This is a genomic window from Neorhizobium sp. PAMB6716, assembly GCF_058242805.1.
Genome location: NZ_CM177835.1, coordinates 3681759 through 3696957, shown reverse-complemented (window position 1 = coordinate 3696957; position 15199 = coordinate 3681759). Strand labels below are relative to the sequence as shown.

Annotated in this window: 16 protein-coding genes; 8 read left to right on the top strand and 8 right to left on the bottom strand. The window is 62.2% G+C overall.

Annotated elements, in window-relative coordinates; all coding sequences use genetic code 11:
- Positions 1-8: 8 nt before the first annotated feature.
- Positions 9-998 carry an NAD(P)H-dependent glycerol-3-phosphate dehydrogenase gene (locus AC4CWH_RS17885; RefSeq protein WP_491319764.1) on the bottom strand — a complete coding sequence of 330 codons (990 nt, stop codon included), beginning with the start codon at positions 996-998 and terminating at the stop codon, positions 9-11.
- Positions 995-2089 carry a tRNA (adenosine(37)-N6)-threonylcarbamoyltransferase complex transferase subunit TsaD gene (tsaD, locus tag AC4CWH_RS17880; RefSeq protein WP_491319763.1) on the bottom strand — a complete coding sequence of 365 codons (1095 nt, stop codon included), beginning with the start codon at positions 2087-2089 and terminating at the stop codon, positions 995-997. The genes AC4CWH_RS17885 and tsaD overlap by 4 nt, the downstream gene beginning before the upstream one ends.
- 81 nt (positions 2090-2170) lie before the next feature.
- Here tsaD and hemC point away from each other — a divergent pair, with 81 nt between their 5' ends.
- From hemC to AC4CWH_RS17850, 6 genes are all read left to right on the top strand, one after another.
- Positions 2171-3100, top strand: coding sequence for a hydroxymethylbilane synthase (hemC, locus tag AC4CWH_RS17875; protein WP_491283395.1), 930 nt, complete (start codon positions 2171-2173; stop codon positions 3098-3100).
- A gap of 4 nt (positions 3101-3104) precedes the next feature.
- Positions 3105-3803, top strand: coding sequence for a uroporphyrinogen-III synthase (locus tag AC4CWH_RS17870; protein WP_491319762.1), 699 nt, complete (start codon positions 3105-3107; stop codon positions 3801-3803).
- Between the two features lie 107 nt (positions 3804-3910).
- Positions 3911-5440, top strand: a complete 1530-nt coding sequence (locus AC4CWH_RS17865) for a COG4223 family protein (protein ID WP_491319761.1) — start codon at positions 3911-3913, stop codon at positions 5438-5440.
- Between the two features lie 13 nt (positions 5441-5453).
- Complete coding sequence (locus tag AC4CWH_RS17860) at positions 5454-7097, top strand: heme biosynthesis protein HemY (protein WP_491319760.1); 1644 nt, start codon at positions 5454-5456, stop codon at positions 7095-7097.
- Positions 7098-7105: 8 nt separating this feature from the next.
- A complete protein-coding gene (locus tag AC4CWH_RS17855) occupies positions 7106-7594 on the top strand; it encodes a tellurite resistance TerB family protein (protein ID WP_491319759.1) in 489 nt (162 codons plus the stop codon).
- Between the two features lie 16 nt (positions 7595-7610).
- Positions 7611-8426, top strand: a complete 816-nt coding sequence (locus tag AC4CWH_RS17850; RefSeq protein WP_491321469.1) for a glutamine amidotransferase — start codon at positions 7611-7613, stop codon at positions 8424-8426.
- Between the two features lie 2 nt (positions 8427-8428).
- Here the strand turns inward: AC4CWH_RS17850 and AC4CWH_RS17845 are convergent, their stop codons facing one another.
- Positions 8429-9670, bottom strand: a complete 1242-nt coding sequence (locus AC4CWH_RS17845) for an MFS transporter (RefSeq protein ID WP_491319758.1) — start codon at positions 9668-9670, stop codon at positions 8429-8431.
- A gap of 135 nt (positions 9671-9805) precedes the next feature.
- Between AC4CWH_RS17845 and AC4CWH_RS17840 the strand changes: the two genes are divergently transcribed.
- Positions 9806-10096 (top strand): YggT family protein, encoded by a 291-nt coding sequence (locus tag AC4CWH_RS17840; RefSeq protein WP_491283389.1) that lies wholly within the window; start codon positions 9806-9808, stop codon positions 10094-10096.
- On the top strand, positions 10093-10407 hold the full coding sequence (locus tag AC4CWH_RS17835) for a DUF167 domain-containing protein (protein ID WP_491319757.1): 315 nt from the start codon (positions 10093-10095) through the stop codon (positions 10405-10407). Before AC4CWH_RS17840 ends, AC4CWH_RS17835 begins: the two co-directional genes overlap by 4 nt.
- A 21-nt stretch (positions 10408-10428) precedes the next feature.
- Here AC4CWH_RS17835 and ppa read toward each other — a convergent pair whose 3' ends face one another.
- The 5 genes from ppa to AC4CWH_RS17810 all read right to left on the bottom strand — a co-directional run bounded on the left by ppa (position 10429) and on the right by AC4CWH_RS17810 (position 15197).
- Positions 10429-10962, bottom strand: coding sequence for an inorganic diphosphatase (ppa, locus tag AC4CWH_RS17830; protein WP_491283387.1), 534 nt, complete (start codon positions 10960-10962; stop codon positions 10429-10431).
- A 136-nt stretch (positions 10963-11098) separates the two neighbouring features.
- On the bottom strand, positions 11099-11605 hold the full coding sequence (locus AC4CWH_RS17825) for a GNAT family N-acetyltransferase (protein ID WP_491283386.1): 507 nt from the start codon (positions 11603-11605) through the stop codon (positions 11099-11101).
- A 193-nt stretch (positions 11606-11798) separates the two neighbouring features.
- Positions 11799-13622 (bottom strand): translational GTPase TypA, encoded by a 1824-nt coding sequence (gene typA / locus AC4CWH_RS17820; protein ID WP_491319756.1) that lies wholly within the window; start codon positions 13620-13622, stop codon positions 11799-11801.
- A gap of 116 nt (positions 13623-13738) precedes the next feature.
- Positions 13739-14293 carry a class I SAM-dependent methyltransferase gene (locus AC4CWH_RS17815; protein WP_491319755.1) on the bottom strand — a complete coding sequence of 185 codons (555 nt, stop codon included), beginning with the start codon at positions 14291-14293 and terminating at the stop codon, positions 13739-13741.
- Between the two features lie 103 nt (positions 14294-14396).
- Positions 14397-15197 (bottom strand): ABC transporter permease, encoded by an 801-nt coding sequence (locus tag AC4CWH_RS17810; protein WP_491319754.1) that lies wholly within the window; start codon positions 15195-15197, stop codon positions 14397-14399.
- Between the last annotated feature and the right edge of the window lie 2 nt (positions 15198-15199).

Sequence of the window (15199 nt, the reverse complement as noted above, 5' to 3'; positions counted from 1 at the left end):
TCTGAGGGTTATTCGGTGGTGATGGGCCGGCTCATCAGCTGTTCCATGGCGGTGCGGACATCAAGCCGCCCTTCCATGATGGCAGCAACGGCCTGGGTGATCGGCAGTTCGACGGAGTGACGCGACGACAGGCTTGCGGCGATGCCGGCGGTAAAGGCGCCTTCGACCAGCGCGCCGCCCGACATATCCGCCGCAGCGCCTTGGCCGAGCGAAATGCCGAAACGCAGATTACGGGACTGATGGCTGGTGGCCGTCAGCACCAGATCACCAAGACCGGACAGGCCGCGCACCGTGTCGGCCTCGCCGCCCATGGCAGAGACCAGCCGCGACATTTCGGCAAGACCGCGGGCGATCAGCGCAGCGCGGGCGGATTCGCCCAGACCTGCTCCCTCCACCACACCGCAGGCAATCGCCAGCACATTCTTCAGCGCTCCGCCCAGCTGCACGCCGATGCGGTCGCTTGAGGCATAAAGGCGAAAGGTGCGGCCGGAGATCGCATGCGCCAGCCGCTCGGCAAGCTCCATATCGTCTGCCGCAAGCGACATGGCTGTCGGAAGCCCGCGGGCGATATCGGCGGCAAAACCGGGGCCGGAGAGCACCGCCACCGGATGATGCGGCAGTTCCTGCTCCAGCACATCGCTCAGCAACCGGCCGGACGAGCGCTCGATGCCCTTGGCGCAGGTGACGACAACGGCTTCAGAACCGAGATAGGGGCCGTAATGGCGCGCGGCATCGGCATGGGCCTGCGAGGGCATGGCAAACAGCACGATGCCGGCCTCTCCCAGCGCATCGGGTTCTGCCGAAAACTGCAAAGCATCGGGAAGCGGCACGCCGGGAAGGGCTGCATCATGCACCCGGTCATTGCGCAGATCCGCCATCAGCGCGGTATCGCGCCCGATAAGGGTGACGTTCGCCTTGCCTTCCAGCGCCATGACGGTGGCAAGCGCCGTGCCGAAGGCGCCGGCGCCGATAACGACGATATTTTCCCGTTCGCTCATGCTTTTGCTCCGCGTTTTCCTGATCCGATCAGCGCTGCCGCCCCCGCATCCAGCGGCCAGCGGGAGCGCGGCGCGGTGGAAATGGGGTCATCCGGCAGGCCGGCTGCCATGCGCTCCAGCCCTGCCCAGGCAATCATGGCGGCATTATCCGTACAGAGCTGAAGTGGCGGCGCGATGAAACGAAACCGGTTGGCGTCACAAAGTTCCTGAAGCGTAGCGCGGATCACCTGATTGGCCGCAACACCACCGGCCACCACCAGCGCCGGTTCGGCAAGCGTGGGATAACGCTCCTTGAAACGGGCAAGGCCACGGCCGATGCGGTCTTTCAGCGTGCGCGAAATGGCGTGCTGGAAAGACGCGCAGATATCGGCGATATCCTGATCGGTGAGCGGCTGGATGGCAGTTGCCGCCTGGCGTACCGCCGTCTTCAGCCCGGAAAAGGAAAAGTCGAGACGCGCTTCGCCAACCAGCGGACGCGGCAGGGAAAAGCGGTTGGGATCACCGGCCTTGGCTGCCTTTTCGACCGCCGGGCCGCCGGGATAAGGCAGGCCGAGCAGCTTTGCCGTCTTGTCGAAGGCCTCGCCCAGCGCATCATCAATGGTGGTGCCGAAACGCTCGTAATCGCCGACACCCTTCACCAGCACCAGCTGGGTGTGGCCACCGGAGACGAGCAGCATCAGGTAGGGAAAAGACAGCCCATCGGTCAGTCGTGCCGTCAGCGCATGGCCTTCCAGATGATTGATGGCATAAAGCGGCTTATCCGCCGCGCGCGCAATCGCCTTGCCGGTCATCAGGCCGACCAGAAGGCCGCCGATGAGGCCGGGGCCGGCGGTGGCTGCCACCGCATCGATATCCCGCAAACCCACGCCTGCGCGCGACAAGGCTTCCTCGATCAGGCCGTCAAGCGCTTCCACATGGGCACGGGCGGCGATTTCCGGCACGACGCCGCCAAAGGCGCTGTGTTCTTCGAGCTGCGACAAAACGACGTCGGAGACGATCTCGCCACGTCCATCGGCATGGCGAACCACGATGGATGCGGCGGTTTCGTCGCAGCTGGTTTCGATGCCGAGGATGCGCAGGATGGGTGTCATGGTGACTGAAACAATGCGGGCGAATTGCGATGCCGGTCAAAGCCGGTTACGAAGCTATCGCGTAACAATGGATGACATGAGATGCAAACAAAACCTTTCCGGATCGGCACGCGCGGCAGCCCGCTGGCGCTGGCCCAGGCCTCCGAAACACGCGCCCGGCTGATGGCGGCGCATGGCCTGCCGGAAGAAATGTTCGAGATCGTCGTGCTCTCCACCAAGGGTGACCGCATTACCGATAGGGCGCTGTCGGAAGTCGGCGGCAAGGGCCTGTTCACCGAGGAACTGGAGGCGCAGCTTTTGATCGGCGAGCTGGATTTTGCCGTGCATTCCTCCAAGGACATGCCAACGGCGCTGCCGGCAGGCCTTGAACTTTCCGCCTATCTCCCGCGCGAGGATTTTCGCGATGCCTTTATCGGCCGCACGGCGCCCAGCCTGATGGCACTACCGGATGGCGCCGTCGTCGGCTCCTCGTCGCTTCGACGGCAGGCGCTCATCCGCCGTCGCCGGCCGGATATTTCCGTCATCACCTTCCGCGGCCTTGTGGAAACGCGGCTGCGCAAGCTGGAAGAGGGCCAGGTGGATGCAACCCTTCTGGCGCTTGCCGGCCTCAACCGCCTTTCCATGCCCGATGTGGCAACCGAACTGATGGACCCGGCAGATTTTCCCCCGGCACCGGCGCAAGGGGCGATCTGCATCGAAAGCCGCATCGGCGACCAGCGCGTGCTCGATCTGCTGGAGGCGATCAACGACCGGCCGACATGGGATGCCGTCTCCTGCGAGCGGGCGTTTCTGGCAGCGCTCGATGGCTCATGCCGCACCCCGATTGCCGGTTATGCGATCTGCGAGGGCGAGCATCTGAAATTTTCCGGCCTCATCCTGACGCCCGACGGAAGCCGCGAACATGCGGTGGAGATGGAGGGTCTGCGCAGCGAGGCGGGCAAGCTTGGCGCTCAGGCGGGCACACTGGTGCGCACCGCCGCCGGCCCCGATTTCTTCGCCGACTGGACCTGATGCCATGCGGGTGATCGTGACCCGGCCAGCAGACAGCGCCCGCCGCACGGCGACAAGACTTGCTGCGCTCGGTCACGATGTACTGCTGCTGCCGCTCACGCGCGCCGAACACCGGGCCGAAGTCGCGCAGAATGCGCTGGCCCGGCCACACCAGGCCATCGTCTTCACCAGCGCCGAAGCCATTCGCGCGCTGAAAGGCATTGATCTTGCACCGCATCTCGACACGCCGGTTTTCACCGTGGGCGAAGCAAGTGCCGAAGCGGCCCGCATCGCAGGTTTTCGCCATGTGACAGCCGGTGGCGGAACCGGGGCGGACCTGGCCGGGCTGATCGGCACTGCCGACCTGAAGTCCCTGCTTTATCTGGCGGGCACGCCGCGCTCACCCGGTTTTGAAGACGGGCTGCAGCGGCAAGGGATCGGCTGCGACGTTGCGGAATGTTATGCCATGGTGGCGCGACAGTGGAGCAGGCAAGAGGTCGCGCTTCTCTCCCCCATGCCGGATTGCCTTCTGCTTTACTCGCGCGAGGCGGCGCAACTTTTCTTTGCGCATCCGGCGGTGCGGGAACGCAGGCAGGCGTTTTACGGCATGCGCGTCTTTTGCCTGAGCGCGGCAATCGCCGCTGCCATTCCGGATGATTTTGCCGTGCAAACGGTGGTTTCGCCGACCCCTTCCGAGGCGGATCTCCTGGCGCTTCTCGGCTGACGCGGTTTTTCTTTGGTCGAAGCTTGGAACCAAAATAGCCCACGCCTCTTTCCATCCTCCTTCCGGCTGACTAGTTTCAACAGAGACAGTCGCAAAATGAGGTTGCCATGGTTTCCGACAAGCCGCCACGCCGCTCCCGTTCGGGAAAGACCCCGGTCACCCTGGATCTTTCGGCCGACAAGGCTGTCGATCGGGCGGATCCTTCTGCCATGGCCGAGCCTGTGCGCAGCGATGACACCGGCATGTCCGGCACTCCATTCGGTGAAAAGCCCGCAACGCCTGTCACCCAGGACGCGCCGGCCCAGAGTGCGCCGGCCGATGGCAATGTCGCCGCCTCAGCGTCTCCCGAAAACCTTGCGCCACGCACGGCAAAGGACACGCCGCCTGCCGCTGCCAGTGCAAGCGCGCCGCTTGCTGCGGAAAAAGCCGATCCGACCGGGAAGCCGGATACCAGCACACCGGATGCGGCCAAGGCTGATACAGCCAAGGCAGAGGCTTTTAAGACCGACGCTTTTAAGACCAGTGCGGCGGACGCAAAGCCTGAACTGTCGTCGCACAAATCCGCCAGCGCGGCCGGCGCAACTGCGGTGCCACCCAGCGGCAAGCCGGCCGCTTCGGCTTTCTCCAGCGCACCCTCATCTTCTTCCGGCACAACGCCCGGCGCTTCGTCTTCGCGTCCTGCCTCAGGCGCTTCGACAGCCGTGACGCCTTCGGCGCGCGGCGCCTCAGGGGCAAGCCTTGCCGCTTCCGGCATCATAGGCGGTCTTGTCGCCCTGCTGCTTGCCGGCAGCATGCAATATGCCGGTTATCTGCCCGGCCCTGCCCGATCGAACGGCAGCGGCGATGTCTCGGCCGAGATTGCCGATCTGCGCCAGCAGGTGGCAAGCTTGCGCAATACGCCGGCTGCGAGCAGCGATGGTGATCTTGCCGCCCGTGTGAGCGCGCTCGAAACCTCGATCGGCAACAATGGCACCGCACCGGAGGTGACCGAGCGTCTTTCGTCGCTGCAATCGGACATCGAAGCCTTGCGCTCCTCGACAAAGAACGACGATGCCGCCGCCGCCGATCTTGGCCAGCGCCTTTCCGGCATCGAAACACGGCTGAACAGACCCGGCCCCGAACAGGCGATCGCGCGTGCCCTTGCAGCGGCCGCGCTGAAAGCCGCAACCGAGCGCGGCGGTTCCTTTGCCGCTGAACTCCAGACCTTTGCCGATGTTGCCTCCGATGATCCCGCGGTCGAGGGCCTGCGTGCCTATGCCGGTGATGGTGTGCCGACGCGGGCCGATCTGGCGCGCCGCCTGCCTGCTGCAACCGACGCCATGATGGATGCCCTGCATCAGCCGGCAGAAGGCGAAGGCATTGCAAGCCGGCTCCTGTCCAGCGCCATGCGCGTCGTCAAGGTGCGCCCGGTGGGCGATGTCGCCGGTGATACGCCGGAGGCCGTGGTGGCGCGGATGGAGGAGCGGGTGAAGACCGGTAATCTGCAGGCGGCCGTTTCTGAATGGAATGCGCTTCCGGAAACCGCCAAGCAGGCCTCGCAGGATTTCAAGCGCGCCCTTGATGCACGCATCAAGGTCGACGAACTTGCAAGCGGCACCCTGACCCGCGCCATGACAAGCACCGGCACGGCTGGTTGAGGAGAACCCCTGCATGATCCGTCTGTTCATCTTCGCCGTCGTCACGCTGGGTCTTGGCTGGAGCTTTTCCTGGCTTGCCGAACGTCCCGGCCTCATCTCCATCACCTGGCAGAACCAGCTGATCGAAACCAGCATCATGGTGGCGGCAACAGCCATCGTTGCGCTTATCTTTGCCGTGATGTTCGTCTGGTGGCTGATCCAGACCATCTGGACCTCACCGCATTCGATGCGCCGTTATTTTCGTGCCCGCAAGCGGGATCGCGGTTATCAGGCGCTGTCGACCGGCATGATCGCTGCCGGCTCCGGCAATGCGCTGCTCGCCCGCAAGATGAGCGCGCGTGCCCGTGGCCTTCTGCGCGCTGATCAGGAACCGCTGATCCAGCTTCTGGAAGCGCAGACCGCACTGATCGAAGGCCGTTACGAGGAAGCCCGCGAAAAATTCGAAAAGATGGCAGAGGATCCGGAAACCCGGGAACTCGGCCTGCGCGGCCTTTATATGGAAGCCCGCCGGCTCGGCGCCAACGAGGCGGCCCGCCAATATGCCGAAACGGCGGTGGAGCACGCGCCCTACCTGCCCTGGGCTGCCGAGGCAACGCTGGAATATCGCTGTCAGGAGGGCCGCTGGGAAGACGCCATCCGGCTTCTCGACCAGCAGAAGATCGCCAATGTCATCGATAAAAAACAGGCTGACCGCTGGAAGGCTGTGCTCTTGACCGCGCGTGCCACCGAGCGTCTGGAAGGCGATCCGAAAGGCGCCCGCGATGATGCGACGGCGGCCCTCAAGCTTGCCAAGGATCTCGTTCCCGCCGGTATCATCGCGGCCAAGGCCCATATGCGCGAGGACAACCTGCGCAAGGCCGCTTCTGTGCTGGAAAGCCTCTGGAAGATCACGCCGCACCCGCAGGTGGCGGAAGCCTATGTGCGTGCTCGAAGCGGCGATAGCGCCAGCGACCGCCTGAAGCGCGCCGAAAAGCTGGAGGCGCTGAAACCCAACAATCCGGAATCGCTTCTGGCTGTCGCCGAGGCCGCCCTCGACACGAAGGATTTCAGGAAGGCACGCGACAAGGCGGAAGCAGCGCTGCGCATGGGTCCACGCGAGAGCGCCTATCTGCTGTTGGCGGATATCGAGGAAAACGAGACCGGCGATCAGGGCCGCATCCGCCACTGGATGGCGCAGGCGTTGCGCGCGCCAAGGAATGCCGCCTGGGTGGCCGACGGTTTCGTGTCCGAACGCTGGCTGCCGATGTCACCGGTTACCGGTCGTCTGGATGCTTTCGAATGGAAGCAGCCCTTCGGCCAGTTGGAAGGCCCTGTGGAGGAAGGCACGCTTGCCGCCGAAACCGCGATTGCCAGCCTGCCGCCGGTGCGCGACATCACGCCTTCGCCGAAAGCCGCGCCGGTTGCCGCAGCAAAGCCCGCCGATATCGTCGCGGACACCCCGGCAACGGCGGAACCGCCGCCGCTTACCGTGGTGAACATGCCTGAAAAACCAAAACCTGCGCCGGCATCTTCCGTCACGCCAAAACCGGAAGGCGACGGTAAGGTTATTGCCGCGGAACAGACACCTGATCCGTTCAACGGGCGCCCGCCAGATGATCCGGGCGTGAAGGATCAGAATGCGCAGCCGGAACCACCCACGCGTCTGCGCATTTTTTGAGTATGCTTATGTTTGATCGAATCCAGGATTTCTTCCAGTCGCTGACCGACGACCGGATCAATGACGAATTTGCGCCCGATGATCCGCGCGTTGCCTTTGCTGCCCTATGCTTCCAGGTGATGGAAGCGGACGGGCGAGTGTCGGAGGCGGAAAAGTCGAAGCTGAAAGTGCTGTTGCGTGACCGCTATCAGCTCGACAGCACTCATCTGGCAAGCCTGATCGAGGCTGGCCGCACGGCAGGCTCGGAAGCAGTTGACTATTATCGTTTTACCTCCGATCTTAAGCGTCATCTCAGTCCCGAGGACTGCGTCAACCTGGTCGGGGTCCTCTGGGACCTCGTTTATGCCGATGGCGAACGCAGCGAGATGGAAGATCACGTGATCTGGAGGATAGCGGATCTTCTCGGCGTCTCGGCAAGGGACAGGGTGCTGGAGCGCCAGAAGGTTGCGGCGCGCACGGTTGGCGTTGACGGTGGAGGGGATCAGGGAGGAGACTGAGGAAGACCGGATGCTGATGATACCTCCGAGCCAAGACGCAAGACAGACCCGCCTAAATGGATCAACCGCCAAGACGTCCAACGACCGGCAGCCGATCCTGATCGTGCTGCATCAGGAACGCTCCTCACCCGGACGCGTGGGCCAGATGCTGCTGGATAAGGGTTATGCTCTCGATATCCGCCGCCCCGTACTCGGTGACCCGTTGCCGGATACGCTGGCGCATCATGCCGGTGCCGTGATTTTCGGTGGACCGATGAGCGCCAACGATCCGGAAGCCTTCGTGAAGGCCGAGATCGACTGGATTTCGGTGCCGCTCCGGGAAAACAAACCTTACCTCGGCATCTGTCTCGGCGCCCAGATGATGGTCAAAAACCTTGGCGGCAAGGTTGCAGCCGAAGGCAATGGCCTTACCGAAATCGGCTGGTATCCGCTGCGCGCCACCGAACACGGCCGGCTTCTGATGCACTGGCCAAAAATGGTCTACCATTTTCATCGCGAAGGTTTTGACGTGCCGCGCGGCGTGCAGCTTCTGGCGGAAGGCGATGCCTATCCGCATCAGGCCATCCGCTACGGCGACAATGCCTGGGGTGTGCAGTTTCATGCGGAACTGACGCGCGCCATGATGCACAGCTGGGTGGTGCGCGGCGCCTCGCGTTTCGTCATGCCCAACGCCCAGCAGGGACGTGAGCATCTGGAGGGACGGATGATTTTCGATGCGCCGCTGAAGGCCTGGCTGTCCGATTTTCTCGACATGGTGTTCCAGCATGACAGCGTCAAACAAGCCGCGCGCGCCACCACGCGCCCGAAGCTGGATGCAACCGCAACCGGTTGAGATCAGGGATTGGACGGTGCGTCGAGATTGTCGATCTTGCGCAATTTTGGAAAGCTGAGCGCCCAGATGACGGAAACGGCAAGTGTTCCAATACCGCCAATGACGACGGCCGGCACGGCCCCCACCACATGCGCCATGGTGCCGGCGCGGAATTCGCCAAGCTCGTTGGACGCGCCGACAAAGACCATGTTGACGGCGTTGACGCGTCCGCGCACTTCATCTGGCGTCCACAACATGATCAGGCTTTCGCGGACATAGACCGAGATCATATCGGATGCGCCCATCAGCATCAGCGCAGCAATCGATAACCACACCGTCTGCGACATTCCGAAGACGACCGTTGCGACGCCGAAAAGGGCAACGCCACCGAACATGGCAAGGCCCGCATGCTTGCGGATCGGGTAGGCCGCCAGCAGCACGGCCACCACGATAGCGCCAACGCCCGGTGCCGAACGCAGGAGGCCGAGCCCCCAGGGGCCAAGGTCCAGCACGTCACGGGCAAAGATCGGCATCAGCGCAACAGCGCCGCCGAGCAGGACTGCAAACAGGTCCAGCGAGATGGCACCCAGCACCACTTTTTCGGTGGAGATGAAACGGAAGCCGGCAAGGATCGTGGTCCAGCTGACGGCCTTGGAGGCGGCTGTGCGCTGGGCGGGCTTGGGGATGCTGATGATCAGCACCATGGCGCCCAGCATGAACACCAGGGCCGTGGAATAGGCCGCAACCGCACTTGCGCCATAAAGCAGGCCACCGGCCACCGGGCCAAGGATCGAAGCCGTCTGCCAGGAGGAGGAATTCCAGGCAATGGCGTTCGGCAGGTCCTTTTCCGGCACAAGGTTCGGAGCAAGCGACTGCACCGCCGGCCCCATGAAGGCGCGCTCGATGCCGAAGACGACGAGGATACCGAACACCGGCCAGGGCGAAAAACTGTGCGTCAGCGTGAGGAAAAGAAGCGCTGCCGTGCAAAGGCCACCTAGAAGCAGGCAGGCCGCCACGATGGCGCGGCGATTATAACGGTCGGCAACCGAACCGGTGACCAGGATCAGCAACAGCGACGGCAGGAACTGGAAAAGGCCGATCAGTCCGAGATAAAGCGCATTGCCGGTGACATCATACATCTGCCATCCCACGGAGACGCTGACGATCTGCGTGGCAAAGGCTGCAAGAAACCGTGAGAAGAAAAAGCGCCTGTAGGAGGAGTGCCGGAATGCGGCAAAACGGTCATCAGCGGCAGGCAGGGACATCGGAAACGCTTTCGACGTGCCGCCCGTGGCAGGCGGCCGCTCGTTAAACATGATTCGCCATAGGCCTTGAAACGGCACTTGTCGCCTAAGTCGCCAATGTCTACATGTCTGTCAACCAAAGATATGGAGTTATGGATGATCGCGCTGTTTCAGACCATCGATCTGGCTTTGAACCTTTATACCTGGGTGCTCATTGCCAGCGCCATCTTCTCCTGGCTGTACGCCTTCAACGTCATCAATTCGAGCAACAGCTTCGTCAATTCGATCGGCACGATGCTGTACAACCTGACGGAGCCGGCGCTTCGCCCGATCCGCCGCGTCATGCCCAATCTCGGCGGCATCGACATTTCCCCGATCATCCTCCTGCTGATCATCTTCTTTATCCGCTCGCTGATGTGGACCACGATCGTTCCGGCACTGGTTTGATCCGGGCCTATACGCCCTTTCCCGACCATGTGCGGCTTGCCGTTCGCCTGACACCGAACGCATCGCGTGATGCGCTCGAAGGCATCGAGATGGCGGCGGACGGCGAATGCTGGCTGAAGGCCCGCGTCACTGCCGTTCCTGAAGACGGCAAGGCCAACAAGGCGCTGGTCAAACTTCTGGCTGGCAAACTGCGCGTGCCAAAATCCTCGATCTCACTCATTTCCGGCGACACGGCGCGCAAAAAAATCCTCCGGCTCGAGGGCGAACCGGAGGATCTGATGAAGAAGCTGGATGCGCTGACGCCCGCCTGAGGGCATGCAGCGCAAAGCTTTTTATTTCTGGGCGTTGTAACGCTCAATGGCCTCGACGATCAGGCGCTTGGCCACGGTCACATCCTGCCAACCCTCGATCTTCACCCACTTGCCGGGCTCCAGATCCTTGTAATGGGTGAAGAAGTGCTCGATCTGCTTCAGCGTGATATCAGGCAGATCGGTGAAATTGTTGATCTTGTCGTAACGCTGGGTCAGCTTCGGCGCCGGCACCGCGAGGATCTTCTCGTCCTTGCCGCCATCGTCTTCCATGATCATCACGCCGATCGGGCGCACGTTGATCACGCAGCCGGGAACCAGCGGACGGGTGTTGCAGATGAGGACGTCGACCGGATCGCCATCTTCCGACAGCGTGTGCGGCACAAAGCCGTAATTGCCGGGGTAGGTCATCGGCGTATAGAGGAAACGGTCGACGATCAGCGCGCCGGCATCCTTGTCCATCTCGTACTTGATCGGATGACCGCCGACCGGAACTTCAACGATAACGTTTACGTCGTCCGGCGGGTTCTTGCCGATCTTGATCGCATCGATACGCATGTTTCTCCCCAAGAGCGTTGTTTGTACCCGTCTCGATACTGGGAAAACCGGTGCATTGCAACATACCTGAGGGCGGGAACATCAGCATCTTCACCTGCACGATCACTCTGCGGCAGGCACCTGTCGATCGATGTGATCAGGGCCAGACAAAGCCGATCTTGCGCAGTTGCGCGCCGGCAAAATCCTCCATGCCCTCAGCCAGATCCAAACCGCCATGACGGCGGAAAAAACGCGTGGCATGTTCGCTGTCTTCGAGGCACCAGACCACAAGGCCGCTGCAGCCGAGCGATTTCAAAAGGCGGCGCGTTTCGTTAAACAGCCGCCGGCCAAGACCGATGCCCTGGAATTCCGGGCGTAGGTAGATTTCATAGATTTCACCCTCCTGCGGCAGCGCCCGTGCCCGGTTGAGCCCCATCGTGGCATAACCGGCGATCGTGCCCTCCACATCCAGCACCAGCAACGTGGCCGGCCCCTTGGCTGCCCGGCGCCACCAGGCCTCTCCCCGCCGCTCCAGCATTTCGGTCAGCGGCTTGTGCGGGATGAGCCCTGCATAGGCCTGACGCCAGGCGAGACGATGAACTTCGGAAACCTCGCGGGCATCTTCTGCCGTGGCACGCCGCACGTCGATGGACACTGTCTTCATGACAACACTCTGGTCTCGCCGCCGATGAACCGCTCGTGGAGCGGTATGCCCGGCGCGCACCGTCTGCGTGGCGACCGGTCATGCCCAAGTTAACGCTTTTTTAAACTTCTGAACAAGCCCGCGGGGCAACAGACGCACACAAAAAAGCCCCGGTTTTGCCGGGGCTTTTGAAACGATAAAACGGCCTTTGAAATCAGGCGACGCGGGCTTTGCCGAAACGCTTGCGATCATTCGGGTCGAGATACATCTTGCGAAGACGGATCGACTTCGGCGTGACTTCCATCAGCTCGTCGTCCTGGATCCAGGAGAGAGCGCGGTCGAGCGTCATGCGGATCGGCGGGGTCAGGCGAACGGCTTCGTCCTTGCCGGCCGAACGGATGTTCGTCAGCTGCTTGCCCTTCAGAACGTTGACTTCCAGATCGTTGTCACGCGTGTGGATGCCGACGATCATGCCCATATAGACCTTTTCGCCGGGCTCGATGATCATCGGGCCGCGATCTTCCAGGTTGAACATGGCGTAGGCCACGGCTTCACCGGACTGGTTGGACAGAAGCACGCCGTTGGAACGGCCGCCGATTTCGCCCTTGAAGGGCTGATAATCGTGGAACAGGCGGTTCATGATCGCCGTGCCGCGCGTGTCGGTCAGAAGTTCCGACTGGTAACCGATCAGGCCGCGGGTCGGTGCGAAGAACACCAGACGAACGCGGTTGCCGCCGGAGGGGCGCAGTTCGGTCATTTCAGCCTTGCGCTCGGACATCTTCTGCACGACGACGCCGGAATGTTCTTCATCAACGTCGATGACGACTTCTTCGATCGGCTCCATCAGGGTGCCGTTTTCGTCCTTGTGCATGACGACGCGCGGACGCGAAACGGCAAGCTCGAACCCTTCGCGACGCATCGTCTCGATGAGAACGGCCAGCTGCAATTCGCCACGACCGGAAACGAAGAACGAATCCTTGCCTTCGGCTTCTTCGATCTTCAGCGCAACGTTGCCTTCGGCTTCCTTGAACAGGCGGTCGCGGATGACGCGGCTCGTGACCTTGTCGCCTTCGGTGCCGGCAAGCGGTGAGTCGTTGACGAGGAAGGACATGGTCACCGTCGGCGGATCGATCGGCTGGGCTTCCAGCGCTTCGGTCACGGACGGATCGCAGAACGTGTCAGCAACGGTGCCCTTGGAGAGACCGGCAATCGCCACGATGTCGCCGGCATGGGCTTCATCGATGGCGGTACGCTCGATGCCGCGGAAAGCGAGGATCTTGGAGATACGGCCGTTTTCGATCAGCTTGCCATCCTGGCCCAGAACCTTGACGGGCTGGTTCGGCTTGATCGAGCCGGAATGGATACGGCCGGTGATGACGCGGCCGAGGAAGGGGTTGGCTTCCAGAAGCGTGCCGATCATGCGGAAGGCGCCGTCTTCGTCGCCGACGCTCGGCTCCGGAACATGCTGCAGAACGAGATCGAGGAGCGGGGCGAGACCCTGATCCTTCGGGCCTTCAGGCGCAATGTTCATCCAGCCATCGCGACCCGAACCGTAGAGGATCGGGAAGTCGAGCTGTTCGTCGGTTGCGTCAAGGCTTGCGAAGAGGTCGAACACTTCGTTGATGACTTCTTCATGCCGGCCATCGGGACGGTCGATCTTGTTGATCGCGACGATCGGGCGAAGACCAACCTTCAGCGCCTTGCCGACCACGAACTTGGTCTGCGGCATCGGGCCTTCGGAGCTGTCGACGAGAACGATGGCGCCATCCACCATCGACAGAATACGTTCGACTTCGCCGCCGAAGTCGGCGTGGCCGGGGGTGTCGACGATGTTGACGCGAACGCCCTTCCATTCCACCGAAGTTGCCTTGGCAAGAATGGTAATGCCGCGTTCCTTTTCGAGGTCGTTACTGTCCATCACGCGTTCTGCAACGCGCTGGTTTTCACGGAACGAGCCGGACTGCTTCAGGAGTTCGTCAACAAGGGTCGTTTTCCCATGGTCAACGTGCGCGATGATCGCGATATTGCGAATCTTCATATTGGGTTCTCTGGGCTGTGGCGCACATGATCCAACAGACCGCGCCAATTTTCGTTGGCGCCCCCATACCCTGTTTTTCGCAGATGCGAAAGGGGGACGGCGTCAAGACACGCGCATCAGACCAATGGATGTGCCACTTCAGGCATCAATTCGGGCATTTGCCCCGGCTTCAGCGCCACCATGTTCAGGTGCCAGGGCTCGCTGTCAGGACCGGAAAGCTGTCGCGCAACGCTGGTGAAACCGTATTCCGAAAGAAGCGCTGCCAGCGTATGTTCGGTATAGCCCCAGCGGTGGGCATCCTCGCGGTTGCCGCCGCGCCCCTCGTCACGCCAGCCGAAGAAGCCGGCATAGGCATGGGCCATCTGATCATCGAAATGGCTTTTGGCAGCGCCAAGCAGCTGGCGTGCATGAAATTCCAGATCCGGCACGACGATGTTGACACGCCCGCCGGGCGCCAGGATTTCAAACCAGCGCCGGATCGACTTGCGCCCATCATTGGGATCGAGATGCTCGAGCATATGGCGGGTGTAGATTTCGGCAATCGAAGATGCTTCGACCTCCTCCAGATCCCACGCGGTAGAGACGATATCGACCTCGGGTACGCCGCGAACATCGACGCTGAGAAAACCGTCACGCCGCTTGGAACCAGCCCCAATGTTCAGTCTCTTCATGCGCTGCAGCCTTTTCGCGAATCGAACACGCATACGCTACCGAAACAGCCTGAGAGAATAAAGCAGCAACTGCCAACGGACATGATGCAGAAGACGCAGCTGTTCAACCGCCACCGCCCTGGTAACGCCTGAGGCAGAAGCGCCAGAACGCGGCGGCTGCGAGAACCGCAAGCGGGCCGGCGCCAAGCGAGGCGAAGGGGGCGAGTGCTCCCAGATACGGCACCGGCCGCCCGAGCAGCACCGACACCGGCACATAGGCCATGTAGCCGAGCGGAATGACGGTAAGCAGCGCCAGCTGGAACACGGGTGCAAAGATGCTCGCCGGATACCGCGACAGTTCCCAGAAATCGAAATAGAGGCCGAACAAATAACGCGCCCGCTGCAGAACCAGCGCACAGGCGCTGACCACGGTGATGCAGGATGCCGTGATGAGGGCGGAACTCACCAGCCCGCCAAACAGCATGAGTGCGGACGGCAGGCTCCAGACGATGCCCACCTGTGGCAAGGCCCAGACGATGAGGCCGAGACCGAGCAGGATATGCCCGCCATATTCGATGTTGAAGCCGGAGAAAACGAGATAGGCCCAGGGGTTGATCGGCCGCACCAGCAGCATGTCGAACTCGCCGCCGCGCACGATCTCCTCCATGCCGCGCAGTTGCACCAGGGTAAAGCAGGCACCCAGCGCATAACCAAGCGTATGGAAGCCGAGGAACAGCGCCATCTGCGGCCAGCTCCAGCCGCCGATATTCTCAAACCGGGTGAGAATGATCCAGATGGAGGTGAAGACGCCGGCATAACCAAAGCCCTGCGCCGTCCAGGCAATGACAAGGCTCGCACGAAATTCCAGGCGCGTGCGCACCCTGAGACGAACGAGATAGAACAGAAGGGACAGGGTCTCGCGCATGG

Bases quoted from the DNA above. Each gene is read 5' to 3' on its own strand.
- AC4CWH_RS17885 (WP_491319764.1), bottom strand. From the start codon at position 998: ATGAGCGAACGGGAAAATATCGTCGTTATCGGCGCCGGCGCCTTCGGC.
- tsaD (WP_491319763.1), bottom strand. From the start codon at position 2,089: ATGACACCCATCCTGCGCATCCTCGGCATCGAAACCAGCTGCGACGAA.
- hemC (WP_491283395.1), top strand. From the start codon at position 2,171: ATGCAAACAAAACCTTTCCGGATCGGCACGCGCGGCAGCCCGCTGGCG.
- AC4CWH_RS17870 (WP_491319762.1), top strand. From the start codon at position 3,105: ATGCGGGTGATCGTGACCCGGCCAGCAGACAGCGCCCGCCGCACGGCG.
- AC4CWH_RS17865 (WP_491319761.1), top strand. From the start codon at position 3,911: ATGGTTTCCGACAAGCCGCCACGCCGCTCCCGTTCGGGAAAGACCCCG.
- AC4CWH_RS17860 (WP_491319760.1), top strand. From the start codon at position 5,454: ATGATCCGTCTGTTCATCTTCGCCGTCGTCACGCTGGGTCTTGGCTGG.
- AC4CWH_RS17855 (WP_491319759.1), top strand. From the start codon at position 7,106: ATGTTTGATCGAATCCAGGATTTCTTCCAGTCGCTGACCGACGACCGG.
- AC4CWH_RS17850 (WP_491321469.1), top strand. From the start codon at position 7,611: ATGATACCTCCGAGCCAAGACGCAAGACAGACCCGCCTAAATGGATCA.
- AC4CWH_RS17845 (WP_491319758.1), bottom strand. From the start codon at position 9,670: ATGTCCCTGCCTGCCGCTGATGACCGTTTTGCCGCATTCCGGCACTCC.
- AC4CWH_RS17840 (WP_491283389.1), top strand. From the start codon at position 9,806: ATGATCGCGCTGTTTCAGACCATCGATCTGGCTTTGAACCTTTATACC.
- ppa (WP_491283387.1), bottom strand. From the start codon at position 10,962: ATGCGTATCGATGCGATCAAGATCGGCAAGAACCCGCCGGACGACGTA.
- AC4CWH_RS17825 (WP_491283386.1), bottom strand. From the start codon at position 11,605: ATGAAGACAGTGTCCATCGACGTGCGGCGTGCCACGGCAGAAGATGCC.
- typA (WP_491319756.1), bottom strand. From the start codon at position 13,622: ATGAAGATTCGCAATATCGCGATCATCGCGCACGTTGACCATGGGAAA.
- AC4CWH_RS17815 (WP_491319755.1), bottom strand. From the start codon at position 14,293: ATGAAGAGACTGAACATTGGGGCTGGTTCCAAGCGGCGTGACGGTTTT.
- AC4CWH_RS17810 (WP_491319754.1), bottom strand. From the start codon at position 15,197: ATGCGCGAGACCCTGTCCCTTCTGTTCTATCTCGTTCGTCTCAGGGTG.